Origin of the sequence: Vibrio chagasii, assembly GCA_041879415.1 — a bacterium.
In the GTDB taxonomy this organism is placed as follows: domain Bacteria; phylum Pseudomonadota; class Gammaproteobacteria; order Enterobacterales; family Vibrionaceae; genus Vibrio.
Genome location: CP090851.1, coordinates 721,520 through 747,805 on the forward strand (window position 1 = coordinate 721,520; position 26,286 = coordinate 747,805).

Below are 26,286 nucleotides of genomic sequence, written 5' to 3' on the forward strand. Positions count from 1 at the left end.
GAATATTAATGTTTGATTACGAAAGCTTACGACTTATTTGGTGGATCCTAATCGGTGTTCTACTGGTAGGTTTCGCAGTAACAGATGGCTTCGATATGGGTGTTGCAGCACTTTCACCGGTTATCGGTAAGAGTGACACTGAACGTCGTATCATGCTGAATACGATTGCCCCTCACTGGGATGGTAACCAAGTTTGGTTGATCACGGCTGGTGGCGCACTGTTCGCAGCTTGGCCGCTGGTTTACGCAACGTCGTTTTCTGGCTTCTACTTCGCGATGTACGCGACGTTAGCAGCGCTTTGGTTACGACCACTTGCACTTGATTACCGTTCTAAGATTGAAGACCCAAAATGGCGTAAAACGTGGGACTACGCACTTTGCTTTAGTGGCACAGTTCCGCCAATCATCTTTGGTGTAGCATTTGGTAACCTACTACAAGGTGTTCCATTTGACCTTAACGATCTAATGATGTCTAAGTACCACGGTACATTCTTCGCTCTGCTAAATCCGTTTGCATTGCTATGTGGTGTATTGGCGCTGATGTTGTTCGTGACACAAGGCGCAACATGGCTACAGATGAAGACAACAGAAGCGTTGCACGCTCGTGCTCGTAACGTTGCTCAGATCACAGGCCTAATCTCAATTGTGCTATTTGTTATTGGTGGCTTCTGGGTTCAATCAATCGAAGGCTATGTAATTACAAGCACGATTGACACGTTCGCAGACTCTAACCCGCTAAACAAAGAAGTATCACTTCAAGTTGGCGCGTGGATGACAAACTTCGAGACGTACCCAGCAATGTGGGCGGCACCGATTCTTGGTGTGGTTATGCCACTATTCGCTGTGATTGCATCTCGTCTTGAGCGCGGTGGTTTCGCTTTCTTATTCTCGAGCCTATCTAACGCTGGTGTGATCTTAACGGCTGGTTTTGCAATGTTCCCATTCGTAATGCCATCAAGCCTGAACCCTGACCATAGCTTGACTATGTGGGATTCAACGGCGAGTGAGCTAACACTTGGTCTAATGACTGCGGTTGCGGCGGTAATGGTTCCAGTGATTCTTGGCTACACAACTTGGACATACTACAAAATGTTCGGTCGCCTAGATAAGAAACACATCGAAGATAACGACGTTTCAGCTTACTAAGCTAGAAGTGAAATAACTTAGGAGAAATTTTATGTGGTATTTCGCATGGATTTTGGGTGTACTTCTAGCATGTGCATTCGGCATCATCAATGCTCTATGGCTTGAGCATTCTGAAATGATGGACAAAGACAGTGAGTAATCTCGCAGAACAAGTCGCTAAGCTGCATCGACCAATGGACAAGACTCTGTTAAGAGCTTTGTCCCTAATATTGGGTTTCATGCATGTTGGTTTAGTGATGTGGGATCCTGAAGCGTATGCAGCAAGCATCGGTGGCTTTAATGCGATCATCGGGCCAATGTTTATCTGGGCTGTGTGCTCAAGCATGGTTTACGGTGTTGGGTTTAAGCCTAGAGCTTGGATGTGGCAACTGCTGTTTAGCCCATACGTTTCACTTACCATTCTGCTGTATCTAACAGTGCTACGCCTTCTATAAAATAGGTGTGGTTTTAGGTTCTCATTCAACGTGAGCCTTTGTACTTGTTGGGTTTTTAGTCAAAAAGAGGTCATCTTATACAGATGGCCTTTTTTTTCGTCTGTTAAATCAAAAAATTCACTGCCATATACTATTAATGATAAGGAGTTAGGTTATAGTGATGTCTTTATCGATTTTTGGTTTGTGGTATTAATTTGCAGGGATTATCTAAGCCGTTTACGTGGCCAGTAACCGTATATTACGAAGACACCGACGCAGGTGGCGTGGTGTACCACTCGAACTATCTCAAGTTCTTCGAGCGTGCACGAACTGAGATGCTGCGCTCAATTGGCGTTTCTCAACAAGTATTATTAGAACAAAACATCGGTTTTGTAGTCAGACATATGGACATTGATTTCATTCAAGGCGCACGTCTTGATGATTCTTTACAAGTCATTACAAATATTTACGAGTTAAAGCGAGCTACCTTGGTCTTCTGTCAAGAGATCGTAAATCCTGATGGCAAAGCATTGTGTAAAGCAATGGTTAAGGTAGCATGTATCGACAATCAAAAAATGAAACCCAAGGCAATGCCAACATTTATTCTTACGGAGCTAACGAATAGTGACTGCTGAAATCTCAATCTTAGGCCTAATTCTAGAAGCTAGTTTACTAGTTAAAATGGTCATGCTGACTCTTATGGGCATGTCTGTCGTTTCTTGGGCAATGATCATAAAAAGAAGTAAAGTGCTATCTCAAGCTTCTAAACAAGCAGAAGTCTTCGAAGATAAATTCTGGTCTGGTGTTGATTTGGCTAAGTTGTACCAAGAGAGCAACAAGCGCAAAGATGAGCTTTCTGGAACTGAAGAGATTTTCTACGCAGGCTTTACTGAATTTGCACGCCTTCGTAAATCGAATGCGACATCTCCCGACTTCATCATGGAAGGCACTGGACGTGCAATGCGCGTAGCAGTAGCTCGCGAAGTGGACGAGTTAGAAACTAACTTACCTTTCTTGGCGACTGTTGGTTCAATCAGCCCATACATCGGCCTGTTCGGTACCGTTTGGGGTATCATGCACTCATTCATCGCGTTAGGTGAAGTGAAGCAAGCGACATTGGCGATGGTAGCACCAGGTATTGCAGAAGCTCTTATCGCAACTGCAATGGGTCTATTCGCTGCGATTCCAGCTGTAATGGCATACAACCGCTTTAGCAGCAGTGTTGGTAAGCTAGAACATAACTACGCGACTTTCTCTGAAGAGTTCCACAGCATTCTTCACCGTCAAGCGATGGCTGGCAGGGAATAATAGATGGCTGGATACCAACCTAAAAAACGCAAAATGACAGCTGAGATTAACGTCGTACCTTATATCGACGTTATGCTCGTATTGCTGATCATTTTCATGGTGACGTCGCCGTTTGTAACTCAAGGTGTGGATGTCGAACTACCTCAGGCGTCTACTGCGAAGTCAGCGCAAGATTTATTAGGTGATGACAACGCGAGTTTCATTATCGTTGAAGTGAATAAAGACGGCGAGCTTGGCCTAAGCGTTAACGACGAAGAGGTACAGCGAGGTCTATCATTGGAAGACATCATCGTTCGAGTAAAAGCTGAACTGTCTTTGAAACCGAACTCTCCAGTAGCGGTGGGTGGCGATGCTGCAACTCCTTATGCTGAAGTGGTTTTATTACTTGATGAATTAAGCCGTGCAGGTGTGCCAAAGGTTGGCCTTTTAACGGATATAAGGGAATAGCTCCGTAGCATTCATGAAAGCGAATAATAAAAAATCTAACAGTTTCAAAAAGCCGCTTCTTATTTCACTTGGGCTGCACGTAGTCTTATTCGTTGCGCTCATATGGGGAGCGGATTTTACTATGTCTGAACCTAAGCCTACTGGGCAGATGGTGCAGGCTGTAGTTATTGACCCTCAATTGGTTCGTCAACAAGCTCAACAAATTCGTCAACAACGTGAGGCGGCGAGTAAGAAAGAGCAAGAGCGCCTAGACAAGCTTCGACGTGAAAGTGAAAGGCTAGAAAAGAATCGTAAGGCTGAAGAAGAAAACATCCGTAAGCTAAAAGAGCAACAAGCGAAGGATGCGAAAGCCGCTCGAGAAGCAGAAAAACGACGTGTCGAAAACGAGAAAAAACGCAAAGCTGAACAAGCACGTTTAGAGCAAGAGAAGAAGAAAGCTGCTAAAGCAGAAGCAGACCGCAAGTTAAAAGAGGCGGCTCTAGTGAAAGCTGAGAAAGAGCGTAAAGCGAAAGAAGCAGCGATTGCAAAAGCGGAACAAGAACGCGTGGCAAAAGAAAAAGCTGCGCAAGAGGCCGCTGAAAAAGCTCGTAAAGAAAAAGAAGCCGCTGAACGTGCTGAGAAGCAGCGTATAGCGAAAGAGAAAGAAGCCGCCGCTGCAGCTGAGAAAGCGCGTAAAGCAAAAGAGGCGGCAGCCAGAGCTGAGAAAGAGCGTAAACAGCAAGAAGCTGCACTGAATGATATCTTTGCAGGGCTTGAAACTGAAGCGACTCAAAACTCTTCGGCAAGACAACAATTTATTAGTGATGAAGCACAGCGTTACGGTGCAATTTACACCCAGTTGATTCAGCAAAACCTATTGTTAGAAGACAGCTACCGAGGTCGCTCATGCCGAGTGAACCTTAAGCTTATTCCAACAGGATCAAATGCTATTTTGGGTAGTCTAAGCATATTGGATGGCGATAGCCGTCTATGTGCAGCAACTAAGCGCGCGGTGGCACAGGTACAATCTTACCCATTGCCTAAAGACCCTGATATTGTGAAATCACTAAAAGACATTAATTTAACGGTATCACCAGAGTAAAAGGACGAACTTGTGTTAAAGAAACTATTACTGAGTTTTGTTTTTGTAATAGCGACAAGCAGCCAGTTTGCGCATGCAGCACTGGAGCTGGTTATTACAGATGGTATTAACTCTGCACGACCTATCGCTATCGTACCTTTCCGCTGGGAAGGTGCTGAGCCACTACCACACGATGTGTCAGCGGTTATCGCTTCTGACTTACAGCGTAGTGGTAAATTCAGCCCAGTTGCGACAAGCAAAATGCCTCAAACGCCTTACAGCGAAACAGAGGTAAACTTTGATGCTTGGACTAACCTAGGCGTTGATTCACTATTAACTGGTAGCATCACAAAAAATGCCGAAGGGCAGTACGTGGTGAATTACCAACTGATCGATATTGTTCGTGGCCAGTTAACGAAAGGCCAAAGCCGCGCGCTAAGCGATGAAGGTCAATTGGTACTTTCAAAAGATCACGTGTTGTTCAATAAGAAAGCGACCGTACCAGGTAAGCGCCTAAGAGAGTACGCACACCGTATCTCTGATTTGGTATATGAAGAGCTAACAGGTGAGAAAGGCGCGTTTTTAACACGTATCTCTTACGTTGTTGTGAACGACAAAGACAAATACCCGTACCAGCTTCGCGTAGCAGACTACGATGGTTTCAATGAGCGCCTAGTACTTCGCTCTAAGCAACCTCTAATGTCTCCAGCATGGTCTCCAGACGGCAAAAAGCTTGCTTACGTGAGCTTCCAGAATGGCCAAGCTGAAATTTTCATCATGAATATTTACACGGGTGAGCGTGAGAAAGTGACGTCATACCCTCGTCATAATGGTGCGCCAAGATTCTCTCCTGATGGTAAAAAGCTCGCTCTAGTATTGTCGAAAACAGGCAGCCTTCAGGTTTACACACTTGACCTAGCGAGCCGTAAGCTGACTCAAATTACCCGCGGCCGTTCAAATAATACGGAACCATTCTGGCATCCAGACGGTAAGTCTCTTATCTTTACGTCTGATCGTGGTGGTAAACCTCAGATATATAATGTAAATTTGTCAAATAATTCGACATCTCGTATTACTTGGCAAGGTAGCCAAAACTTAGGTGGCCAGATTACCCCTGATGGACGATTCCTGATCATGGTTAATCGCAGCAACTCAGGCTTTAACTTGGCTAAGCAGGATTTGGAAACTGGTGCGGTTCAAGTACTAACAAAAACACTGTTAGATGAGTCTCCAAGTATTGCACCAAATGGAGGTATGGTTATCTATAGCTCTATTTACAACAAGACGAACGTACTATCGATGGTTTCTATCGATGGCCGTTTTAAAGCTAGATTACCGGCTACCAACGGACGTGTAAGAGCGCCTGCATGGTCTCCGTTCCTCTAGGATAAGTCACATATTCTTTTAGCTATTGATAGTGTTAACTATTGTGGCATTTAACTATCTATAGCACTTAGTCGCTGTAGAAACTAAGTTTGATAACGTAAGGAAAAAACGATGCAACTTAATAAAGTTCTTAAAGGCTTAATGATTGCACTACCAGTGATGGCAGTAACGGCATGTAGCTCAACTGATGAAGCAACATCTGCAACATCTGGTACTGAAAGCAACCAAACTACTTCTGGTTCAGAAGGCAACGTAGATACAACTGTTGTAACGCCAATTGACGCTAACGGTCAACTGTCTGAGCAAGAGCTTAAAGAGCAAGCACTACGTGAAACTCAAACAATCTACTTCGCATTCGATAACTCTACTATCGCTGGCGACTACGAAGAAATGCTAGCAGCTCACGCAGCTTACCTAGTTAAGAACGTAGACATGAAAGTAACTATCGAAGGTCACGCTGACGAGCGCGGTACTCCAGAGTACAACATCGCACTTGGCGAGCGTCGTGCACAAGCTGTAGCAAAATACCTACAAGCTCTAGGTGTTCAAGCTGACCAAATCTCTATCGTAAGCTACGGTGAAGAGAAGCCACTTCTTCTAGGTCAATCTGAAGATGTGTACGCTAAAAACCGTCGCGCAGTACTAGTTTACTAATCCTAGTAAGCTATTTAATTGAGGAATTGCCTCATGTTCAGTAACACAAAGCGAGTCATTTTGCTTTCGTTACTGGCAAGTGCAGCGAACACTGCGTTCGCTGCACCAGCTCCAGTATCCGATCTCAATAGCACCGCAACCAATTCAACTTCTTCTTCCTCTCGATCAGCATCTAACGAATCAGATATTGAGCGTTTAGAGCGCCTGCTTCAAAATCGCAATCTTGTTCAGCTTCAAATGCAACAGCAAATGGACGATATGGCACTGGAAATCAGTGAGCTTCGTGGTGAGCTAGAACGCAACAGTTACGATATGAAACAAATGCTAGAGCGCCAACGTGAACTCTTTATCGAGCTTGATCGCGTAAGAGGTGAGGTGAAAGCAGCAGGTACCGCAACGGTAGCAGTAGCCGCGAGCGAAGGCTCTAAAGAAGCTTCTGGTACGTTCAGTACTGATGTTGATGAGCAGACTGCTTATCAAAATGCTGTAGACATGATTCTCAAGCAACGAGACTACACGGGTGCGATTGCCGCATTCCAACAGTTTCAAAAAGACTTCCCAGATTCTACCTTCACACCTAACTCTCATTACTGGTTAGGTCAGCTTTATTTTGCTAAGAAGCAGGATAAAGAAGCTGTGAAGAGCTTTGCCGCTGTTGTGTCGTACAAAGACTCAAACAAGCGAGCGGACGCACTGGTTAAGCTTGGTGACATAGCAGCGCGCAATAACAATGCGGCGCAAGCTAAGAAATATTACCAACAAGTCGTTACCGAGTACCCAAACAGTGCTTCGGCCAAAGTGGCACAAACCCACTTATAAAATCAAATAGAGGTGCTAAGGCGCCTCTTTTTTCTACCCGCTTCAATACCCAATCGTGCTTGCTTACAACCAATCCTTTTTGATCCTCATGCCTGTCCTGTGTAGAATACTCGGATTCTCGGAAGAAGTTGCGTAGAGCAAGAGCAATGAGTCATATACTAGATAAAATCGATACAGTTTACCCGTTTCCGCCTAAGCCAGTTCCACTGAGTGACGCTCAGAAACAGGCCCACATCGCAAACATCAAAAAACTACTTCAAGAAAAAGATGCAGTTCTAATTGCACACTACTACACAGATCCTGAAATTCAGGCTCTGGCAGAAGAAACTGGTGGTTTCGTTGGCGATTCATTAGAAATGGCTAAATTCGGTAACCGTCACTCAGCAAGCACTTTGATCATCGCTGGTGTTCGTTTTATGGGTGAGTCTGCGAAGATCCTTACTCCTGAAAAACGCATTCTAATGCCAACGCTTGAAGCTGAATGTTCATTAGACCTTGGCTGTCCTGCTGATAAATTCACAGAATTTTGTGATGCTCACCCTGACCACACTGTGGTTGTATACGCAAACACTTCTGCGGCTGTTAAAGCTCGTGCAGACTGGGTGGTTACGTCGAGCATTGCTTTGGAAATCGTTGAAAGCCTAGACGCTGAAGGCAAACCAATCATTTGGGGCCCTGACCGTCATTTAGGTTCTTACATCGCGAATCAAACCGGTGCTGACATGTTGCTTTGGCAAGGTGAGTGTATCGTTCACGATGAGTTCTCTGCAGATGCATTGAGAAAGATGAAATCGGTATACCCTGAAGCTGCAATTCTTGTGCACCCAGAATCTCCAGCAAGTGTTGTTGAGCTGGCTGATGCTGTTGGCTCTACTAGCCAATTAATCAAGAAAGCGAAAGAGCTGCCGCATCCACAGATGATTGTTGCGACAGACAAAGGCATTTTCTTCAAGATGCAACAACTGGTTCCTGAAAAAGAGCTGATTGAAGCGCCAACGGCGGGTGCTGGTGCAACTTGTCGTAGTTGCGCACACTGTCCTTGGATGGCAATGAACGGTCTTGAGGCAATTGAAAACGCACTTGAGAATGGCGGTGAGCAACACGAAATCTTCGTTTCTGACGAGCTACGTGTTAAATCGCTTATTCCATTGAACCGTATGTTAGATTTCGCAGAGCAGTTAAACATGCAGGTAAAAGGTAACGCGTAAGCGGCTTACTTATCTGCCTAAATTAAAAACCAGCCTATAGTGCTGGTTTTTTTGTACCTAAAGATAACCTGCTAATATCAATGTTGTGAGCATGTGTCTTTTTCTGATGATTCATCTTGTTGATATCGCGTATTTTTTCTAGCATGTAAGTAAGAACGCAGGATTTGAGGCTTGAATGATAATCTGGTTACAACTCAAACGTTGGATCAAAGCAAACATCTTTGTTTTGAACGGCAAAAACCTACTGGTTACTTTTCTTGGCTATGTGTTTATTTCATGGTCAAGTTTGTATTTGGTGGGTGAGACGGACTTAACCAGTTCGTTTACGACATTCGCGTATTACTTAGTAGTGACCGCTTCGACTGTAGGGTATGGCGACTTATCACCGACGACAGAAGCGGGTCGATGGATTGTCATTCTATTTGTGATTCCGGGTGGACTGAGCCTGTTTGCTGCGTTACTCGGTAAGGTTGCCACAGAAGGTGTTGAATATTGGCGAGCTGGCTTGTTAGGAAAAAGGAGAGTACGAGTGGAAAATCATATTTTAATGTTGGGGTGGAATGAGCAAAGAACCATTCACCTTATCCGTATGCTCCAGCATGAAGAGACGGGTAGGCGTCCAATTGTGTTATGTACGCGTTCAGACATTGAAAACCCACTCCCTGGTGAAATCAGTTTCGTTAAGGTGAATAGCTACACTGATGGTAAAGAGATGGAAAAGACGGGGATTGAATCAGCCAGCTGTATTCTGATTGATAACCCTGAAGATGATATTACTTTATCTGCTGCACTTTACTGTGCCAACCGAAACCCAGAAGCGCATCTGTTGGTTTATTTTAAAGATGAAGCATTGAGTGACCTGCTACATAAACATTGCCCGAACTCTGAGTGTATTCCTGCGGTAGGCGCGGAGATGCTAGCAAAGGCCGCGGTCGATCCGGGATCCAGCGCGCTGCACCAAGAGCTGCTTAGCTCGACGAGAGGTATGACGCAGTATTCGACTTACTACCCTCAAGATGCCGAACCTGTGACTGTGGCGCCAATTTTCTCTGTGTTTAAAGAGAAGTATCAAGCGACGTTGATTGCGATAGACTCTGGAAACGGTATTGAGCTCAATCCAGAATTGGATCAAGTCGTCAGTAGCGGTACTAAGTTGTTCTATATTGCCGATGAGCGTATCGACGACTTTGATTGGAAAGGCTTTTAAGTCGCGACTCTTTTTGATGTGAGCGCTTTTCGTGTACTAGAGTGTTTCGCCTTACTGGACATTTTTGCATTAAAAGAGGCCTCATCATGAGGCCTTTTGCTGTTTGTTTCGTAGTTTCTGTTGATTACTTTTATTGAGCTTCAGCCAGTGCAATACCACGCTGAGTTAGACCACAAAGCATTACAGGAACTGCATTGAAGATCTCTTCAAACTGCTCTAGGCCTTCGATACCTTGTTCGGCAAGGGTTGCGATTGAAGTTTCTGGATCGTAGAGCATGCTCAGAGAAAGTAGAACACCGCCAACCAGAGCGTTGTCTTCGCTATCTTCAGGCATTAGCGTTTCCCAATCATCACGAGCAATCTGCCAGCCTTGAAGTAAGCCTTCACAGAAATCACGAGCAGCAGTGTTAACCACTTCCTCTTCGTCTAATTGACAAGCTTCAGGCCAAACCCAAGTGCCTTCGATTAGTTCGGGACGAGTTTTGTTCCAAAGTGCAATGATCACTTCAATGTAGCTTTCTAGTTGCTCGCCATCAGTGAAAGGAGCGACTTCTTCGCCACCCCAAAGGAACGGTAGCCACTCATGCGGGGTTAACACATTAGGCGCTGCAGCCATTGCAGTGACAAAGCCCATGGTTTTGTGTTCTGTGATTAGCTTTCCTTCCAACTCTGGAAGCGCAAGAATATCTTGTAAAGTCAAAGTGAGGTACCGTAAAAGGGAACATATTTGCGCTTATAGTACCAATGAACTTGTGCCAATCAAGCTTCAATCTAAAAAGGCTTGATGTCGTTGAGGATAAACACTAGGTTTAACAGAAAAGAAAACAATAAAAGAATTATGCAGATACGGTCGTCTTTAAAGAAAAAAAGCATGGTAGCGCTTGGGTTATACCTTGCAATGTTTATCGCTATTGTCGGTAGCGTCACGTATTACGTCGTAGAATCTCCTGTGCGCGCCAAACTGCAACAGAACCTCGACTTACGTACGCAACTACTGTCTTCGCTGATTACAGAGCCACTCAGTAGCTCTCAAGGTTTTGTTGATAGTCTAGTTGGCTTTGCACAGGCGCACCGTAAAGGCGAAGATGTTATCCCTCTGTTTAAGTCGATGTTAGCCGCGAGTGACGACACCATCGTCAGTGCTGGCATTTGGCCAGAACCTTATGCGTTAGACCCCGACAAGCTCTTAAACAGTTACTTCTTCAACAAAGCTGACGATGGAACCATCGACCAGCTGTTTTCTTACAACAACCCGAAAAATGCCCCTTATCACGAAGAGTATTGGTATACCTCGGTGGTCGATGAACCTCAGGGAACTATCTCATGGAGTGACGTCTACATTGATCCTTACACGCACGTGCGAATGATCACTGCGTCTTCGCCGTATTACTACGATGGTACCTTTGCAGGTATCGCGACGGTGGATCTCTCTTTGGAAGAGTTACTGGGTTTTATTAAGAATCACGCAGAAGAGTATAACCTTGGTATTACCTTGAGAGACAAGCTCAACCAAGTGCTGGTTTCTCATAACTTTAACCTTGTCGAAGGGATCTACATTAGTAGTAATCAATTCGGTGAGTTTGGTTGGCAAGTCGATGTCGTTAACTCTAAATCGCGGGTAGCAGATGAAGTATTTCGTCAGGTGATGAGTATCGAAGGTGGTATTGTGCCCTTGTTACTACTGTGTGTGATGGCGGGTTACTACTTACTTAACCGTTATTTAATCAGTCCCATCACCAACATTGCCACTCAGGTCAACAGTTCAAAAGCCGGTGAAGTGATTGATGTAGATTATTCGAGTCATGATGAGATCGGTCACCTGATCAAAACCTTCAATGAGAAGACGGTATACCTCGAAGCTGAAAAAGTGAAAGCGCAAGCATCAACCAATGCAAAGACTGCTTTCCTTGCGACCCTGTCACACGAAATTCGTACCCCGATGAATGGCGTTTTGGGTACCGCGCAAATTCTGTTAAAAACCCCGCTTAATGCTGAGCAAGAGAAGCACCTTAAGAGTCTGTATGAATCAGGCGATCACATGATGACCTTGCTGAATGAAATCTTGGACTTCTCTAAGATTGAGCAGGGTAGGTTAGACCTTGATGAGACGCGCTTCCCACTGGATTCGATCATCGGCAGTATCAACAGTGTTTACTACACATTGTCTTCTGAGAAAGGACTCCAATTTAAGGTGTACTCGGAAGTGCCTTCCGGTCGCTGGTACTTCTCCGACAAAGCACGCTTGCGTCAAATTCTATTTAACCTCTTAAATAACGCAGTGAAGTTCACCTCGCGTGGTTTTGTTGAGGTTTACCTTAAAGAGATAGTCGAAGGCAGCGATACTTACCTCAGCATTCGAGTTCGTGATACCGGCATCGGTATATCGAAAGAGGCGCAAAAGCGCATTTTCAAACCGTTTGAACAAGCGGAGTCTTCGACGACCAGGCGTTTTGGTGGTACAGGCCTTGGGTTAGCGATTGTAAAGAAAATCACTCAGCTAATGGATGGCAACATTACCGTCACCAGTGAAGAGGGGATAGGCACGAGCTTTGATGTAAGATTGAAAATTCAACCTTGTCAGCCTGGTGAAATAGAGAGCTTGCCACATAAGAAGTTAGATTACTCTGGCTTGAAGGTGCTGATCGTTGAGGACAATCGAACCAACACGGTAATCATTGAGACCTTTATGAATAGCAAGGGCTTTACTTGCAAGAGCGTTGAAAACGGTGAACTGGCAATACAGGCGCTTGTTGCTGAGCGATTTGATCTCGTGTTGATGGATAACCACATGCCAGTCATGGACGGCGTAGAATCAACAACAGCCATTCGAGCGTTAATTGGTGAAGTGTCTTCTGTTTTGATATTTGGTTGTACGGCTGATGTCTTCAAAGAGACTCGTGAGCGCATGCTTGGGGCTGGAGTCGATTACATTATCGCTAAGCCGATTGATGAGCGTGAACTTGATGATGCCTTGTTCCGTTACTCTAACAAGCTCTATCAATATCATGAAACCAAAAGCCAGAATGAGAACGGGTCTTTGGGGGAGCCTGTGAGCTTAAATAGTCATGATGCAAACCTTAATAAAAATAAGAGCCCAAGCCGCTCACTACCGAAACCTGATCTGCGCAACAAGGACAATACCGAAGAGCTACTCGTGACACTCTATGTCGCGTTAGAAGACAATAACCTAGAGCTGATTCAATCAGCGTTAGAAAGCCTGCGTAAGCATGTCGAACCTATGGACAATGCTGAGCTTTCTCGCCAAGTTGATAAAGCATTAGAACAGGTTTCTTTAGGCGCTCCGCCGACTCAAGATGTGATCAACATAATTACCGTCAACCTGCCTATGGCATAGGTGTTGTTTAATTACGGAAAGTTAATGACGAAATGGCTGAATTATAACCTTTTTGTAATTTTTTAGTGGAAGTGACTGGTTTTTAAATGGTTTTTGGTTGTTAATTTACAACTTGATTTTTAATTTGAAATGTATGACTGCTAATCTTGTGTTTTAATAGCGACATTATCTGGTAGGGTGCGAAAGTGCCTTGTTTATATGTTGCTAAATCACTAAATAGGTAGTGATATATTTTAGGTTTGACGCTAAATGAAGTCTCGTGGTCCATTTTGTATTCGTAACGCAGCGGCGGATACATTTGCTATGGTAGTTTTTTGTTTTATCTCCGGCATGATCGTAGAAGTGTTCATCTCTGGTATGACGTTCGAGCAATCTCTTGCTTCTCGAACGCTGTCGATTCCGGTAAACATTGCGATTGCATGGCCTTATGGCGTGTTCCGTGATTGGTTCTTGCGTAATGGTGCAAAACTTTCACAAAGCTCGTTGATGAAAAACCTCTCTGACTTAATGGCTTACGTGTTATTCCAGTCTCCAGTGTATGCTGGTATTTTGTTAGCTGTTGGTGCTTCAAGTGACCAGATCGTGACTGCGGTAACCAGTAACGCTGTGATCTCTTGTGGTATGGGCGTATTGTACGGTTACTTCTTAGATATGTGCCGTAAGTGGTTTAGAGTTCCAGGTTACTATCAACAAGCTTAAGAAAAGCAACAAGCTTAAGAATAGCGATAGCATCAAATTTGGTTTGTTTTTGATCTAATGAGTTAATTTGTAATCGAACAAACTTAAAAAGGCACTTTTTTTGATAATGCCCCTTGACCAAAGCAAGCAGAATCAATAAAGTAGCGCCTCGTTGAGTGACGAGCTCAACACAATTTGTGGAAGGATGGCTGAGTGGCTTAAGGCGCTCGCCTGGAAAGCGAGTATACGTTTATAGCGTATCTGGGGTTCAAATCCCCATCCTTCCACCACTATTCTAAACCCCAGCAGAAATGCTGGGGTTTTCTCGTTCTTGGGCACCTAAATTTTTACACATTCTTCCTTTCGAAACATTACTTTCTCAAGTCCTTTTGTGTTCGTCACCCCCACTGTTTATGTTGAAGCATTTTGCTCCAGATTAGCGATTGATGTCACCGATAAACGCTTGATTTATTGTCATGAATCTACAAGATTTAGAGTAAGCAACATTATGAATAATCTTAACTCTTAGGAATCTATCTCATCATGACAGAAACCCTCGTTTCTCCAATGCTCTCCTTTACCATTGCGATCTCATTGCTGTTCATTGGTAAAGGCTTAATCGAGCGCTCTGAAGTATTAAGGAAGTATTCACTACCAGAGCCAGTTATTGGTGGCTTTGTTTGTGCTGCTATCGTCGCTGCGCTTTACTATCTCTTTGAAATCCAAATCACCTTTAGCCTCGATGTTAGAGACTTTCTGCTTCTCTACTTTTTTGCTGGTATTGGTCTTCAAGCTGACATTAAGACGTTGGTAAAAGGTGGGCGGCCGCTGTTTATCCTGCTCTGTTTGGCGTCGACTTTTATCGTTCTTCAAAACGTGGTGGGTATGGCTGTCGCATCGGGTTTTGGTATGGATGCGAAAGCGGGTTTGCTGTCAGGTTCTATTAGCTTGATTGGCGGTGTCGGTACAACCCTAGCTTGGGCGCCAATGTTTGTCGAAGAGTTTGGTATTTCGAATGCGTTGGAGCTTGGTGTGGCGTCCAACACGGTTGGTTTAATCGCAGCCTGTGTCATCGGTGGTCCGATTGCCAACTACCTTCTTAACAAACACAAAGTGAGCCCTTCAAATGAAGAGGAGGTAACGGTTGGTGCATTCCAAGAGAGTGAAACCAAAACTGAGCTTAGCCACTACGGCGTTTTATGGGCATGGTTGATTCTAAACCTGACACTTATGCTAGGTTATAGCTTAAGTGAAGTTATTGAATCAATGGGCCTAAAACTGCCTCTATTCGTAAGCTGTTTAATCGCAGGTATCTTAATCGGAAACGTTGGTCGGGCTTTGTTCAAGAAGCGTCGCACACAAGAAAAAATTGCCCAAGGTCGCAAAGGGTTGGCAATGATCTCCGATATCTGCCTGGGCATGTTTTTAACCATGGCATTAATGGGACTCCGCATTTGGGATCTTGACGGGCTGTTTGGCTATATCTCTGTGGTTATGAGCATCCAAATTCTACTTTCGCTGCTGTTTACCATCTTTGTCGTTTATTACTTGATGGGAAGAAACTACGATTCAGTGGTGATATGTTCTGGCTTCGGAGGCATCACTTTAGGTTCGACTGCAACAGCGATTGTAAACATGACTGCCGTGACTCATCGTTACGGTGCGAGCCCACAAGCATTTATCGTCGTGCCTCTAGTGTGTGGCTTCTTTGTCGATTTGATTAATGCGCTGGTGATCAGTTTCTTTGTTGGGATGTAGTATTTCTCTGGTCTATCTTGTTAAACAAAAAAGCCTAGCGTTGAAGCTAGGCTTTTTTCTATCTATGTTTTTCTTCTTTATTGATGTACTTCGTCTTCGACCAAATGTATGTTCAATTCCGATGGCAGCTGAGTGTTGTTTGTGTAGATGCGGTCAAAATCATTCAGTGACGCTACCTTCAGAGCAGCAAACCGACCCCATTTACTAGCATCTGCGACTAGCCAACTTTCACGGCTGTTCTTTATGATTGACTTGGATAGGTCAGCTTCAACTTGTTCATGCTCCATGGCGAAATGACTGTCTGTTACTGAACCACAACCACAGATGCCTATGTCTGCTTCAAAGTCAGAGAAGAAGTGGACCACGCTGCTGCCAACCATATCTTGATGCTCTCGTCTGAACAAACCACCTGCCAAATACACTTCAATCTGCTCATTTGCCTCAAGGATACGAGCGACCTGAAGGTTATTGGTGATCACTCGCAGCGCTGGCTTTGCTAATAAGTACTGTGCGATTCGAGTGACGGTCGTACCAATGCCCATCATGACCGTTGAGCCTTCAGGTATCGCATCGGCAACTGCTATAGCAATACTGTCTTTTGTTTCTGACTCAACGCCAGCGCGGAATCGATAACTCGTGTTCGTGAGCGTAGTAGGTAGGCTCACGCCTCCGTGCACTCTACGCGCTAGACCTTGCTCACACAGGTGGTTTACGTCACGACGAATGGTTTGAGTGGTAACAGAAAACAACTCGGCTAAGTGGTCGATCTGAATATCTTGGTTAGCTTTAAGCGTTGCGAGTATTTCTTTCTGGCGATGGTTCAGTTCCATAGAAGCCCACTAAAATTGGTTTGGTTCGTCAGTGATGATGTTATCGACGCCTAGGTTGAAATATTTAGCCGCCAATTGTGGATCGTTCAGGGTCCATATTTTCAGAACTGCGCCTGAAGCTTTGATCGCTTTTGCTGTTTTCTCATCAAGGATGCGGTGATCAATATGAATGCTGTACAGATCAAGTGATCGAAGGGACTCCAGGCTGAAATCGTTCCACACTTCGCAGATAAAACCACGTTTAACCTCAGGCATCATTTGCTGGCAAAGACTTAGCGCTTCTTTTTTGAAGCTTGAGATGAGCAGTTTTTCAATAGGGAACTGCTTTTGCTCAACCAGTGCGATCACTGTTTCAACTAGCGGCTGAATAGCCTTATCGTCATAAATTTTGATCTCAAGGTTCAGAGTTACATCAAGTTCTAGGCATTTATCGAACGCTTCGCTCAAAGTAGGAATCGTGGTCCCCGCGAACTCGCTACCAAACCAACTACCAGCATCTAACGTCTTGAGTGTAGTTAAGTCTAAATCGGCGATATTACCCGTTCCGTTAGTACAACGATTGACTGTCTTGTCATGAAAAACCATAGGGATGCCATCAGCGCTCAACTGGGTATCAATTTCAATCCATTTAGCACCAGCTTTCGCTGCGTGTTCAATACTCACTAACGTATTTTCAGGTGCTAAAGAAGCGGCACCGCGGTGGCCTGTGATCATAATTCAATCTCGATGTTCATTTGAAAATTCAGGAAACAGTAGCTCCACTTTATTACAGATTTATTAACTCTCCACCATATTGCGCTGTTTTAAATGAGAACTAGTTAAAAAGAGTTGGATAGAGTTTGTACAATAGTGAGACCTTATACTCACTATGTTCAAATTGCTAAGATAAATGTTCATATGAATGTAATAATTCACTCACATACTCTACGAAAACTTAATAACACCCTCTATATTTAGAAAACGATAGCCACATAAAGGTGATGAAAAATGAAAAAGCTATTAGGTACAGTAATTATGGCGGCAACGCTGCTTGTTGGTTGTGGTGAAGCTGACAAGGCTGGTTCTGAAGCTAAAGACGAGCCGATCAATATCAACATGAGCCTTGTGTTCACTCAAAATGAGCTGCTTACACAAGAGTTAATCAAAGCGACCGACAAAATTCGAGAAAGAACTGATGGCTCGGTAAACATTAAAGTTTTCCCTGGTGGTCAATTGCCTGTTTACAAAGATAACTTGGAGCAAGTGGTTAACGGTGCTAACTGGATTGCCGTAGAGGATTTGACTTATCTAGGTGATTACGTGCCTGACTTTGCTGCACTGGCAGGTCCAATGCTGTACAACACCTACGATGAATATTTAGCGATGATGGACACTGACTTCGTGGCTGGCCTTAAAGCTAAAGCGGAAGAGAAGGGCATCAAAGTATTAAACGCAGACTACATGTTTGGCTTCCGCCACATGATCACCAATAAAGAGATTGTTAACTCTGATGACATGAAAGGCATGCGTATTCGTGTTCCACAAAGTCAGCTGTTCATCAGTACACTTTCAGCAATGGGCGCAGCTCCAGCTTCTCTTCCATTCCCTGAGACCTACGCAGGCGTTCAGCAAGGCGTTGTCGACGGTCTTGAAGGTTCTATCCTGACCATGTACTCAACCAAGATCTACGAAGTGGCTAAGAACATGTCTTTGACTAAGCACTTCCTTGGCACTGTGGGTATCTACATTTCACCAACGCTTTGGGATAAATTTACGCCAGAGCAACAACAGATCATCAACGAAGAGCTAGAGGCTGGTGCTGAATCTAACACTGCTGAGCTAGTTAAACTGGATGTTGAATACACTCAGAAACTTGAAGAGTTAGGTGTTACTTTCAATGAAGTGAATTCTGAAGAGTTCAACCAGTTGACGGCAGATGTGTACAACCAGTTCCCAAGCTGGAGTGAAGGCATACACGCGACGATCATGAAAGAGCTAGAAACGATCCGAGCTGCACAGTAGTTCTGCATAAATTAATTAGTTAATGATTACGGCCTAAATATTCTTAGGCCGTTTTATTCCTGAAATACCCACGTTGTATTAGGTATTTCGCTGGAGAAGTCTTTTGTTTTTATTGAAAAATATTGAAGAAATCCTCGCTTCTATCGCTATTTCGATCACCGTTTTGGTTGTTATCGTTAACGTCGTGTTGCGTTATGGATTTGGCTTTGTTGTTCCGTGGAGTGAAGAGCTGTCGGTTATTTGCTTCATTTGGGCTGTCTACTTAGGGATTAGCTCCTGTTACAAACACAAGCTTCACATGGGTGTGGATGTGGTGGTTGCCATGCTGCCAGAAAAAGCAAAAATCCCATTTAGATTGTGTGTTTCCGTTTTCCTACTGGCTCTGAACATTTTAATGGCGGTTCTGAGTTATCAATATCTCATGTTATCTAACAAGGTAACGCCGGTCATGGGCGTATCATATTTTGTTATCAATGGCGTGTTGTTGCTTTGTTTCTCATTGATGGCGATCCACACCGTTCGATTTATCGCGAACGATGTCGCTTCTCTAAAGCGCTCTTCTAAGTAGGTACGATTCATGGAAAGCTATCTTCCAATCCTTATTCTGTTTGCTCTGTTTCTTTTGAACATCCCCATCGCGTTTTCTCTGATTGCATCGGCGATGGTTTACTTTCTTTTTATCAATGACTCTATTCCGGTGAGCTTGGTGATGCAGCGCTTTATTAGTTCTGCTGAGTCTTTTCCGTTGTTGGCCATCCCGTTCTTTATCATGGTGGGTTCGGTGATGAACTATGCGGGGATCAGTAAGAGCTTACTCGCTTTTGCTGACTCGATGATTGGCCATAAAACCGGTGGTTTGGCTCAAGTGAATGTGGCATTGAGTACTCTGATGGGTGGTATCTCTGGGTCGGCAAACGCGGATGCGGCGATGCAGTCGAAGATTCTTGCTCCTGAGATGACTAAGCGTGGGTATGATTTGCCATTCACAGCCGCGGTAACAGCTGCGTCATCAAGTATCAGCCCTGTGATTCCACCGGGTATTAACCTAATCATCTTTGCTTTATTAGCGAACGTGTCAGTCCATCAAATGTTTATAGCGGGTTACGTGCCGGCATTTTTGATGGCGCTGTCGCTGATGGTGACAATCGCGTTTATTGCTCGTAAGCGCCGTTACAAACCGTCACGCTCTGAGCCAGCTTCTGCCAGAGAGCGTTTTCACTACTTCTTGAAAGCGATTCCGGCACTGTTGATCCCGTTCGGCATTATTCTGGGTATGCGTTTTGGCTTGTTCACGCCTACTGAAGCGGGTGCGATTGCCGTATTACTTTGCGCGATTATTGGCATCTTTGTTTATCGTCAACTGGGCTTTCGCCATATCCCGCTGATCATGCGTGAAACAGTGCAGGGCACTAGTAGTGTCATGTTCATCATTATTGGCGCCATGGTCTTCGGCTACTACATGACGCTAGAACAGATCCCACACAATGTTGCTTCGGCTCTGATTGAGCTGACAGACAACAAGCTCGTCTTGCTGTTGTTGATTAACGTGCTGCTGTTAGTGGTTGGCATGTTCATCGAAGGTGGCGCCGCGATGATCATACTCACGCCATTACTATTGCCAGCTGTGCTTAACCTAGGCGTTAACCCGGTTCACTTCGGTATTATCGTGATTGTGAATATCATGATTGGTGGTGTGACTCCGCCATTTGGCTCGATGATGTTTACGGTTTGCTCGATTTTAAAAGTTCGTATGGTCGACTTCGTAAGAGAAGTGGCTCCGTTGTTGCTAGCACTACTCACGGTTCTGATGCTGCTGACTTTCTCTGAAAGCTTAGTGATGTTTTTACCGAATTTGCTTTAACACTGTTTAGTGATTGATTATTTAGAGGTGTAGAAATGAATTCGGTATCGAATGAATTGAACCAAAATTGGAAAAAGATAGATTGGGTGTTAACCGATGTGGATGATACCTTAACGTGGCAAGGTCAATTGCCGCCTGAAACCTTGATCGCTTTAAGTAAGTTACGTGACTCGGGCAAGAAAGTGGTTGCGGTAACGGGCGCTTGTGCAGGTTGGTGTGATCATATTGCTCAGCTGTGGCCTGTTGATGCGGTTCTCGGTGAGAATGGCGCCTTCATTATGGAAAAGAAAAACGGTTATCTGACATTGCGCTCTGATATTCCTTTGCCAGAAGTCAGTACTAATCAGAGCAAACTGAAAGAACAAGTCTTAGCTATTTTGAGCGATTATCCAGAGCTCAGTTTAACGCTCGATCAGTCGTACCGCTTGTGTGAAGTTGCGATAGACATCGGTCAAAACCGTCCTAAAGTCGATGATGCGATTATTGAAGAGATAGTTTCAAAGATTCACGCGTTAGGTGCACATGCCACAGCAAGCTCTATCCACATTAATGCTTGGTATGGTGAACACTCTAAGAAAGCAACATCGACTGCTTTTCTCAAAGAGAAGGGGCTATCTGACCAAGAGATCGTCGAGCGTAGTTGCTATGTCGGTGATTCGATGAACGATCAATACATGTTTGAAATTTTGCCGAACAGTGTCGGTGTGGCTAATATTCAGCATTATTGGGAACGACTAGAGCATCACCCATCAGTAGTGATGAGCGAGCCCGGCGGATACGGTTTCTCAGAGTTTGTCGATAAGCTACTTGCTTTAAAATAAGTAGCTTCACTTTTTCTAGTGGGTAGATGAAGTTTGTAAGGTTAAGGCTTAAATTAAGAGGAGTGGCGACTCCTCTTTAGGCTTGAAATAACTAGCAATTAAGTTATTAAATACTAGTTCTCGTAGCTTTGTTCGCAATCATCTACTACAACATTATTAACATGGCAGTATGACGAGTTCGTTCCATCCGCATGGTGCTCGGTTACTTTGGTCGGTGAGGTTAAATTTAGGTCTAATGAGGTTTTATTAAAGCTTCGAAACATACTTGTCTGAACGATGTCACCATAAGTGTTGTAATCTTGGTGAGATTTCCAAACTTCGAAGGCACTATTTAGGTCGTTTGTATCAAAATCAGAGCTGTAGTAGGTCAGTGTATCGAGACTGTCAGAATCAATTTTTCCTGCAAATAAGGTAGGGTGCAACACCGTACCTTGTTCGCTTCGATAAATTGACTCCTGCATCGTATTTTCTTCGTTGTTTATGGTCTTGGCAATAACACTTTCATTAAGTTCGTTAGCTCTGTTTTGTACTTGCTCACGACAATCTTCAATGCTTGTCGTATTGTATATGAATGCAGCAACTGAATATCCGCGCGCGTCATCTTTTTCTTGTAAAGCCTCATTTGCGATGCTGCAGTAAAAGTTTTCGTTACCAGGTTCCCACTTCTGAATACCTTGTTCTGGAGCTGAGAACATGTTGCGTGACATCGCTAGGAAGTTGGTTTTGATTAAGCCTTCCTCCTTCTGCTCTGCGGCTTCTTTATAATCTACGAGACCTAGTTGTTCTTCTAGATCATACGAATACAGCCATGTCGTTTCTTCCCAGTTTCCTTCTTCAGATTGAATAAACTCGAGGCGGTACCACGTTGTTGCTTCTGAGTTCTCGTAAGCATCCGTTGGCCAATCAGGGCTTGCAAGGAAATACTCAACGTATGCATAGTCGTAGCCTTCTTTTGAAATATCACTTGTTTCGTCATAGCTCTTTTGAAGGCCTGGGACTAGATTTTGCGCGAGTAAGTGTAATTCTTCATTATTAGTCTCAACATAATCACTGTAAAGTTCATCTACAGTAATGTTGTAGCGGTACGCAACCCGTAATTCTTGCTCTTCGACGCGGTTGATTATGTCACCACGTAGTTCCTCGTTATGAAGTAATGCGGTGCAAGTCGGTGATTTATCTTCGGCAGTTAAATCACGCTGAATCCCAACCCACACAATGGTTGATAGAGGCGTAACGGCCAGAATATCGCTATCGCTCGTGGTTGCTATAGAAGGTGGGTAGGTAAGTTGATAGGGTTCTGTGATAGGGTTATCTGGGTAGTCACTGTCAATTGCTCCAATAGGCACATCGATCACAGTAGCGGCATACTGTTGGCACTGCGCTTGTTCATTGGAAAGGTTGAAATCGTATTGCCCCTGTTCATCTGTTGTGTCGGATGGCTCACCTTTATCTAGGATACCGTTGGCATTAATGTCTAGAAAGGCGGTTGCACCCTGAATATACCCATCGATTGCTTTTCCCGACATGGTTATGGCCTGATGGGGACTATCTAATGACGAACTTTCACTACCACCACATGCCGTAATTATCACAGCTCCAGATATAACCAACAAAAATTTAGTTGTATTCACGGTATTCCCTTATTTGAATTATGTATTAACAGAATACCATTTGGGGATTTTCACAAATCTTTATAAAAAAGAAATTAAAGTGGCGATATTTGCTTTATCAAGCTCAAGTCAAAGGGCTTAATTCCTTTGGCTTTTAAGTGATTTAGCGCACAAGCTAGGAGGTGGAAGCATGGTATGAATATATTGGGATACATGTCTTACTAAAACTATGAGACGCTTGTGTTGTGTCAGTCGAATCACAAGGAAGTTGCATGCATCACTTTAATCTTCGTGCGCTTGAGTATCTGAATGCGTTATCAAAATATGGGTCACTGCGTAAAGCATCTAAGATGATGAACGTTGACCCTGCGGCAATGAGTAGAATGCTGACGCAGCTTGAAGCACAAGCAGAAATGAAGGTATGGGAACGCAATAATCGTCAATCACTGTTGACTGAGGCGGGCAACGAGTTATTGAACTATTACCGCTCCATCGTTCGCAGTGAAACGGCGGTGCTGGCTCGCCTAACCAAGCTGAAAAACCTCAAGGGTGGTAACGTTAGTATCGCGATTGGGGAAGGGTTTATCACAAACTTGGTCTCTAAACCGATGCAGACTTTCATGGCTCGTTACCCTGATATCAATTTATCGATCGAGATAGCCGGTGCATTGGATGCGGTGAAAATGTTGGAAGATCAACAGATTGATTTTGCGATTACCTATGCGTCTGCTCCTCATCCTAAACTGCATTCACACGTCGAACGTAGCCACCCTTTAGAGCTTATCGCTCCAAAAGGGCACGTATTAACTACCCGACAAGCACCAGTGACACTTCAAGATGTAAGAGAGGCTTCTGTTGCTTTGATCGATAACTCGACAGGTATGGGGAGGCTAGTAAAGCAAGCCGAACAAAACTCTCATCTCACTTTGCAACCTAAGCTTCAAACTAACTCTGTTACCGCACTCACTAACTTTGTTTCGGCAGGCCTAGGCGTGACCTTTATGCCTAAGCTCACTGTGCTTGATGAGATCAAATCGGGACAAATTGAAGTGGTTGCGACCGAGTTAGACACCTTCTCTAAAGCGACGGTGAAAGTTCAATCTCTCAAAGGCCGTGCACTCTCATTGCAAGCCGAAACCTTTTTAGACTTTCTCATCGAGAACGCCACATTCTTAAGTCATGATGCTCACAATATCTAAATAGATCAGGGTTGGTGAAACGCAGAGTCCTACTCTTGGCTCAACTTGTTACTACCAGTGAGCTTCTTTGTTGGGTGAGGCTACTCTGTGGGTCCACTCAATGTCTTGTGCTCGGAAGCCCTTCAACATCACACTTCCAAAACTCATTCTCCCGACCCTCCACTAAATTGACTTTTTATCAACGCATGTTGGATTGTTAAGTCAACGCTTGATGAATACGTTACAAACTATTAACGACAGATGTTTCAACAGGCAGTAAGGCTCGGCTGTGTGGCGAGTGAAGGGGAATATAGAATGGAAGTAATTGTAATTGGCAGCGGTGTTATTGGCTTGACCAGTGCTTGGTATCTGGCGAAAGAGGGTCACTCAGTAACGGTTATCGACCGCCAAGATAGCAGTGCTAAAGAGACCAGTTTCGCGAATGCCGGACAAATTTCTTATGGCTATTCTTCACCTTGGGCAGCGCCGGGTATTCCGTTGAAAGCGATGAAATGGCTCACTCAAGAACATGCTCCCTTGAAAGTGAAGCCATCACTTTCTCCAGAGTTGGTGGCTTGGGCGACTAAGATGCTCGCTAACTGTAACGAAGCCAAATACGCTGTGAATAAGTCTCGCATGTTGAGAGTGGCAAACTACAGCCGAGACTGTCTAACCCATCTTCGAACCAGTGAAAATTTGGCATACGAGGGCAGGCAGAAAGGCACCTTGCAGGTATTCAGAAGCGAAAAGCAACTAGACGCGATTCAGCAGGATATGAAGCTACTAACAGAAAGTGGCATCGAGCACTCGCTGTTTGGTGTTGATCAGTGCCTATCGGTTGAACCGGGATTAGCTGACGTGAAAGACAAGCTGGTGGGCGGCTTATACTTACCTCATGATGAAACGGGAGATTGTCACCAATTCTGTTTAGCTCTGACTGAGAAAGCTAAGGCGCTTGGTGTTCAGTTTGTGTTTGATACGGAAGTACTTAAGCTGAACCGTAAAAATCAAGATATTCAGAGCATTACCACGACCCAAGGAGAGTTCAGAGCGGACGCTTACGTGGTGGCCTCGGGAAGTTATTCTCGAGATCTACTTAAACAAGTCGACTTGTCGATTCCTGTTTATCCAGTGAAGGGCTACTCTTTGACATTGCCAATTGTTAGTGCGGATAAGTCACCAACATCAACCGTTATGGATGAAACCTATAAGGTGGCGATGACGCGTTTTGATGATCGAATTCGTATTGCAGGGACCGCAGAGCTTGCTGGTTTCAATTACCTGATTCCTGAAAAGCGCAAAGCGACGATTGATATGGTGATAAAAGACCTGTTCCCGCAGGCGGGGGACTTCTCTAAAGCAGAGTACTGGACTGGCTTGAGGCCGATGACGCCAGATGGCACGCCTATCATCGGAAAGACGCCAATTAAGAATCTATTTACCAATACTGGTCATGGAACCTTGGGATGGACGATGGCGTGTGGTTCAGGAAAGTTGTTAGCGAGTGTAGTTAGTGGCTCAAATAGCGATATTCAATCAGACGACCTGAGCATCCACCGTTACATGTAACTCATCAAAAAACGTGTACACACCAATTAGCCCATGCTTAGCTATAAGCATGGGCTAACTAGGTTTTAGTGTTTCAGTTTATCTGGTGGTGGTCTCTAATACATGAGTGAATCGCTGCCACGATTTTTGGTCAGCTTCATTCTGGTAATTATTGGAACCAAACACTGTGAACGCATGAGGGGCTCCGCTGTAGGTGATCATCTCATGAGGTACTTTGGCTGATTCCAGTTCAGCGGCAAGGCTGCCAAAATCCTGCATTGATATCATGGCGTCAGCCGTTCCATGGAACACGACAACTGGCGCTTTGGTTTGTGAGTAGTTTTGTCCTTGCGGTGTCGATAGACCACCGTGGAAGGTGACATTAGCTTTGGATGGAATTCCTGCTCTCGCGGCTTCTAATACGGCAGCGCCACCAAAACAATAACCCATCATTACGTTGTTATCTAAGTTACCGCCAAGCCTTTGCGCTTCCATAGCGCCAGCATTAAGTAGTGCGCGCATTTTTTCACGATCTTTATACAACTCGCCCGTGTGTTGCTTTTTATCTTTCACTTCTGTTGGGCGAATGTCTTTTCCAAACAGGTCGATAGCAAACACGTTGTAACCCAGTTCGTTGAGCATCTCAGAACGCTTTTTCTCGTAGTCAGTCAAACCATCCCAATCGTGTATCAAAAGTACGAGGGGGGCTTGATCGCTGGCTTCACTCCAATAACCTTCATACTCCATACCATCTACCTGGTAGATGACGTTTTCTCCAGAGTGTGCTGCAAAAGGAAGCAAAACCGAAAACAGACCTAGTGTAGTAAGTGCTCGCATACATTAATCCTTCCGGTGACGAGTGGCAATCCAATGGAAAGTATAGATAAGGTTATGATTCTCGCCAGATTGTCAGTTTGGCTTTGATGGGTAAAGCAAGAAGGATTACTGTATTAAACGGAAGAAACTTATACGGAAGACACAATCACAGTAAACCGTCAC

General features: G+C 44.4%; 26 protein-coding genes and 1 tRNA gene. 22 read left to right on the plus strand and 5 right to left on the minus strand.

The features are described from left to right. Positions 1-8 precede the first annotated feature (8 nt). The 12 genes from cydB to L0991_03275 all read left to right on the plus strand — a co-directional run bounded on the left by cydB (position 9) and on the right by L0991_03275 (position 9,647). A complete protein-coding gene (gene cydB, locus L0991_03220; GenBank protein XGB63087.1) occupies positions 9-1,145 on the plus strand; it encodes a cytochrome d ubiquinol oxidase subunit II in 1,137 nt (378 codons plus the stop codon). A 31-nt stretch (positions 1,146-1,176) separates the two neighbouring features. Next, positions 1,177-1,284, plus strand: a complete 108-nt coding sequence (gene cydX, locus L0991_03225) for a cytochrome bd-I oxidase subunit CydX (protein ID XGB63088.1) — start codon at positions 1,177-1,179, stop codon at positions 1,282-1,284. Continuing rightward, positions 1,277-1,579 (plus strand): cyd operon protein YbgE, encoded by a 303-nt coding sequence (gene ybgE / locus L0991_03230; GenBank protein ID XGB63089.1) that lies wholly within the window; start codon positions 1,277-1,279, stop codon positions 1,577-1,579. The genes cydX and ybgE overlap by 8 nt, the downstream gene beginning before the upstream one ends. Before the next feature lie 176 nt (positions 1,580-1,755). Then, entirely contained in the window at positions 1,756-2,193 is a 438-nt protein-coding gene (ybgC, locus tag L0991_03235; protein XGB63090.1) for a tol-pal system-associated acyl-CoA thioesterase, read from the plus strand. Beyond that, a complete protein-coding gene (tolQ, locus tag L0991_03240; GenBank protein ID XGB63091.1) occupies positions 2,183-2,866 on the plus strand; it encodes a protein TolQ in 684 nt (227 codons plus the stop codon). The genes ybgC and tolQ overlap by 11 nt, the downstream gene beginning before the upstream one ends. A 3-nt stretch (positions 2,867-2,869) precedes the next feature. Next, on the plus strand, positions 2,870-3,313 hold the full coding sequence (gene tolR, locus L0991_03245; protein XGB63092.1) for a protein TolR: 444 nt from the start codon (positions 2,870-2,872) through the stop codon (positions 3,311-3,313). Positions 3,314-3,326: 13 nt separating this feature from the next. After that, a complete protein-coding gene (gene tolA, locus L0991_03250; protein ID XGB63093.1) occupies positions 3,327-4,394 on the plus strand; it encodes a cell envelope integrity protein TolA in 1,068 nt (355 codons plus the stop codon). A 12-nt stretch (positions 4,395-4,406) separates the two neighbouring features. Continuing rightward, positions 4,407-5,759: a Tol-Pal system beta propeller repeat protein TolB gene (gene tolB, locus L0991_03255; GenBank protein ID XGB63094.1), complete on the plus strand. Its 1,353-nt coding sequence runs from the start codon at positions 4,407-4,409 to the stop codon at positions 5,757-5,759. A 111-nt stretch (positions 5,760-5,870) separates the two neighbouring features. Beyond that, on the plus strand, positions 5,871-6,413 hold the full coding sequence (pal, locus tag L0991_03260; GenBank protein XGB63095.1) for a peptidoglycan-associated lipoprotein Pal: 543 nt from the start codon (positions 5,871-5,873) through the stop codon (positions 6,411-6,413). Positions 6,414-6,446: 33 nt separating this feature from the next. Further along, positions 6,447-7,232 (plus strand): tol-pal system protein YbgF, encoded by a 786-nt coding sequence (ybgF, locus tag L0991_03265; protein XGB63096.1) that lies wholly within the window; start codon positions 6,447-6,449, stop codon positions 7,230-7,232. Between the two features lie 146 nt (positions 7,233-7,378). After that, positions 7,379-8,440, plus strand: a complete 1,062-nt coding sequence (gene nadA / locus L0991_03270) for a quinolinate synthase NadA (GenBank protein XGB63097.1) — start codon at positions 7,379-7,381, stop codon at positions 8,438-8,440. Positions 8,441-8,615: 175 nt separating this feature from the next. After that, positions 8,616-9,647 (plus strand): potassium channel family protein, encoded by a 1,032-nt coding sequence (locus L0991_03275; protein XGB63098.1) that lies wholly within the window; start codon positions 8,616-8,618, stop codon positions 9,645-9,647. Positions 9,648-9,777: 130 nt separating this feature from the next. Here L0991_03275 and L0991_03280 read toward each other — a convergent pair whose 3' ends face one another. Continuing rightward, positions 9,778-10,347: a UPF0149 family protein gene (locus tag L0991_03280; GenBank protein ID XGB63099.1), complete on the minus strand. Its 570-nt coding sequence runs from the start codon at positions 10,345-10,347 to the stop codon at positions 9,778-9,780. 171 nt (positions 10,348-10,518) lie between these two features. Between L0991_03280 and L0991_03285 the strand changes: the two genes are divergently transcribed. From L0991_03285 to gltS, 4 genes are all read left to right on the plus strand, one after another. After that, positions 10,519-13,002 (plus strand): ATP-binding protein, encoded by a 2,484-nt coding sequence (locus L0991_03285; protein XGB63100.1) that lies wholly within the window; start codon positions 10,519-10,521, stop codon positions 13,000-13,002. A gap of 249 nt (positions 13,003-13,251) precedes the next feature. Then, positions 13,252-13,701 carry an L-alanine exporter AlaE gene (locus L0991_03290; GenBank protein XGB63101.1) on the plus strand — a complete coding sequence of 150 codons (450 nt, stop codon included), beginning with the start codon at positions 13,252-13,254 and terminating at the stop codon, positions 13,699-13,701. A gap of 178 nt (positions 13,702-13,879) precedes the next feature. Next, positions 13,880-13,970, plus strand: a tRNA-Ser gene (locus L0991_03295). Between the two features lie 253 nt (positions 13,971-14,223). Continuing rightward, on the plus strand, positions 14,224-15,438 hold the full coding sequence (gene gltS, locus L0991_03300) for a sodium/glutamate symporter (protein XGB63102.1): 1,215 nt from the start codon (positions 14,224-14,226) through the stop codon (positions 15,436-15,438). A gap of 77 nt (positions 15,439-15,515) precedes the next feature. On the opposite strand, the gene L0991_03305 is transcribed toward gltS, so the two are convergent. Together L0991_03305 and L0991_03310 are read right to left on the minus strand one after the other, a co-directional pair. Continuing rightward, positions 15,516-16,268 carry a DeoR/GlpR family DNA-binding transcription regulator gene (locus tag L0991_03305; protein XGB63103.1) on the minus strand — a complete coding sequence of 251 codons (753 nt, stop codon included), beginning with the start codon at positions 16,266-16,268 and terminating at the stop codon, positions 15,516-15,518. Between the two features lie 9 nt (positions 16,269-16,277). After that, positions 16,278-16,982 (minus strand): glycerophosphoryl diester phosphodiesterase, encoded by a 705-nt coding sequence (locus L0991_03310; protein XGB63104.1) that lies wholly within the window; start codon positions 16,980-16,982, stop codon positions 16,278-16,280. Between the two features lie 273 nt (positions 16,983-17,255). Here L0991_03310 and L0991_03315 point away from each other — a divergent pair, with 273 nt between their 5' ends. The 4 genes from L0991_03315 to L0991_03330 all read left to right on the plus strand — a co-directional run bounded on the left by L0991_03315 (position 17,256) and on the right by L0991_03330 (position 20,951). Continuing rightward, a complete protein-coding gene (locus L0991_03315; GenBank protein ID XGB63105.1) occupies positions 17,256-18,269 on the plus strand; it encodes a C4-dicarboxylate TRAP transporter substrate-binding protein in 1,014 nt (337 codons plus the stop codon). A 103-nt stretch (positions 18,270-18,372) separates the two neighbouring features. Further along, on the plus strand, positions 18,373-18,837 hold the full coding sequence (locus tag L0991_03320) for a TRAP transporter small permease (protein XGB63106.1): 465 nt from the start codon (positions 18,373-18,375) through the stop codon (positions 18,835-18,837). 9 nt (positions 18,838-18,846) lie between these two features. Beyond that, positions 18,847-20,130, plus strand: a complete 1,284-nt coding sequence (locus L0991_03325) for a TRAP transporter large permease (GenBank protein ID XGB63107.1) — start codon at positions 18,847-18,849, stop codon at positions 20,128-20,130. 35 nt (positions 20,131-20,165) lie between these two features. Beyond that, positions 20,166-20,951 carry an HAD-IIB family hydrolase gene (locus L0991_03330; protein ID XGB63108.1) on the plus strand — a complete coding sequence of 262 codons (786 nt, stop codon included), beginning with the start codon at positions 20,166-20,168 and terminating at the stop codon, positions 20,949-20,951. Between the two features lie 113 nt (positions 20,952-21,064). On the opposite strand, the gene L0991_03335 is transcribed toward L0991_03330, so the two are convergent. Beyond that, a complete protein-coding gene (locus L0991_03335) occupies positions 21,065-22,582 on the minus strand; it encodes a hypothetical protein (protein XGB63109.1) in 1,518 nt (505 codons plus the stop codon). A 251-nt stretch (positions 22,583-22,833) separates the two neighbouring features. Between L0991_03335 and L0991_03340 the strand changes: the two genes are divergently transcribed. Together L0991_03340 and L0991_03345 are read left to right on the plus strand one after the other, a co-directional pair. After that, the gene (locus L0991_03340; GenBank protein ID XGB63110.1) at positions 22,834-23,760 is read left to right on the plus strand and encodes a LysR family transcriptional regulator; all 927 of its coding nucleotides are present in this window, start codon (positions 22,834-22,836) and stop codon (positions 23,758-23,760) included. A 294-nt stretch (positions 23,761-24,054) separates the two neighbouring features. After that, positions 24,055-25,308, plus strand: a complete 1,254-nt coding sequence (locus L0991_03345) for a D-amino acid dehydrogenase (GenBank protein XGB63111.1) — start codon at positions 24,055-24,057, stop codon at positions 25,306-25,308. A 78-nt stretch (positions 25,309-25,386) separates the two neighbouring features. Here L0991_03345 and L0991_03350 read toward each other — a convergent pair whose 3' ends face one another. Next, complete coding sequence (locus L0991_03350) at positions 25,387-26,124, minus strand: dienelactone hydrolase family protein (protein XGB63112.1); 738 nt, start codon at positions 26,122-26,124, stop codon at positions 25,387-25,389. Between the last annotated feature and the right edge of the window lie 162 nt (positions 26,125-26,286).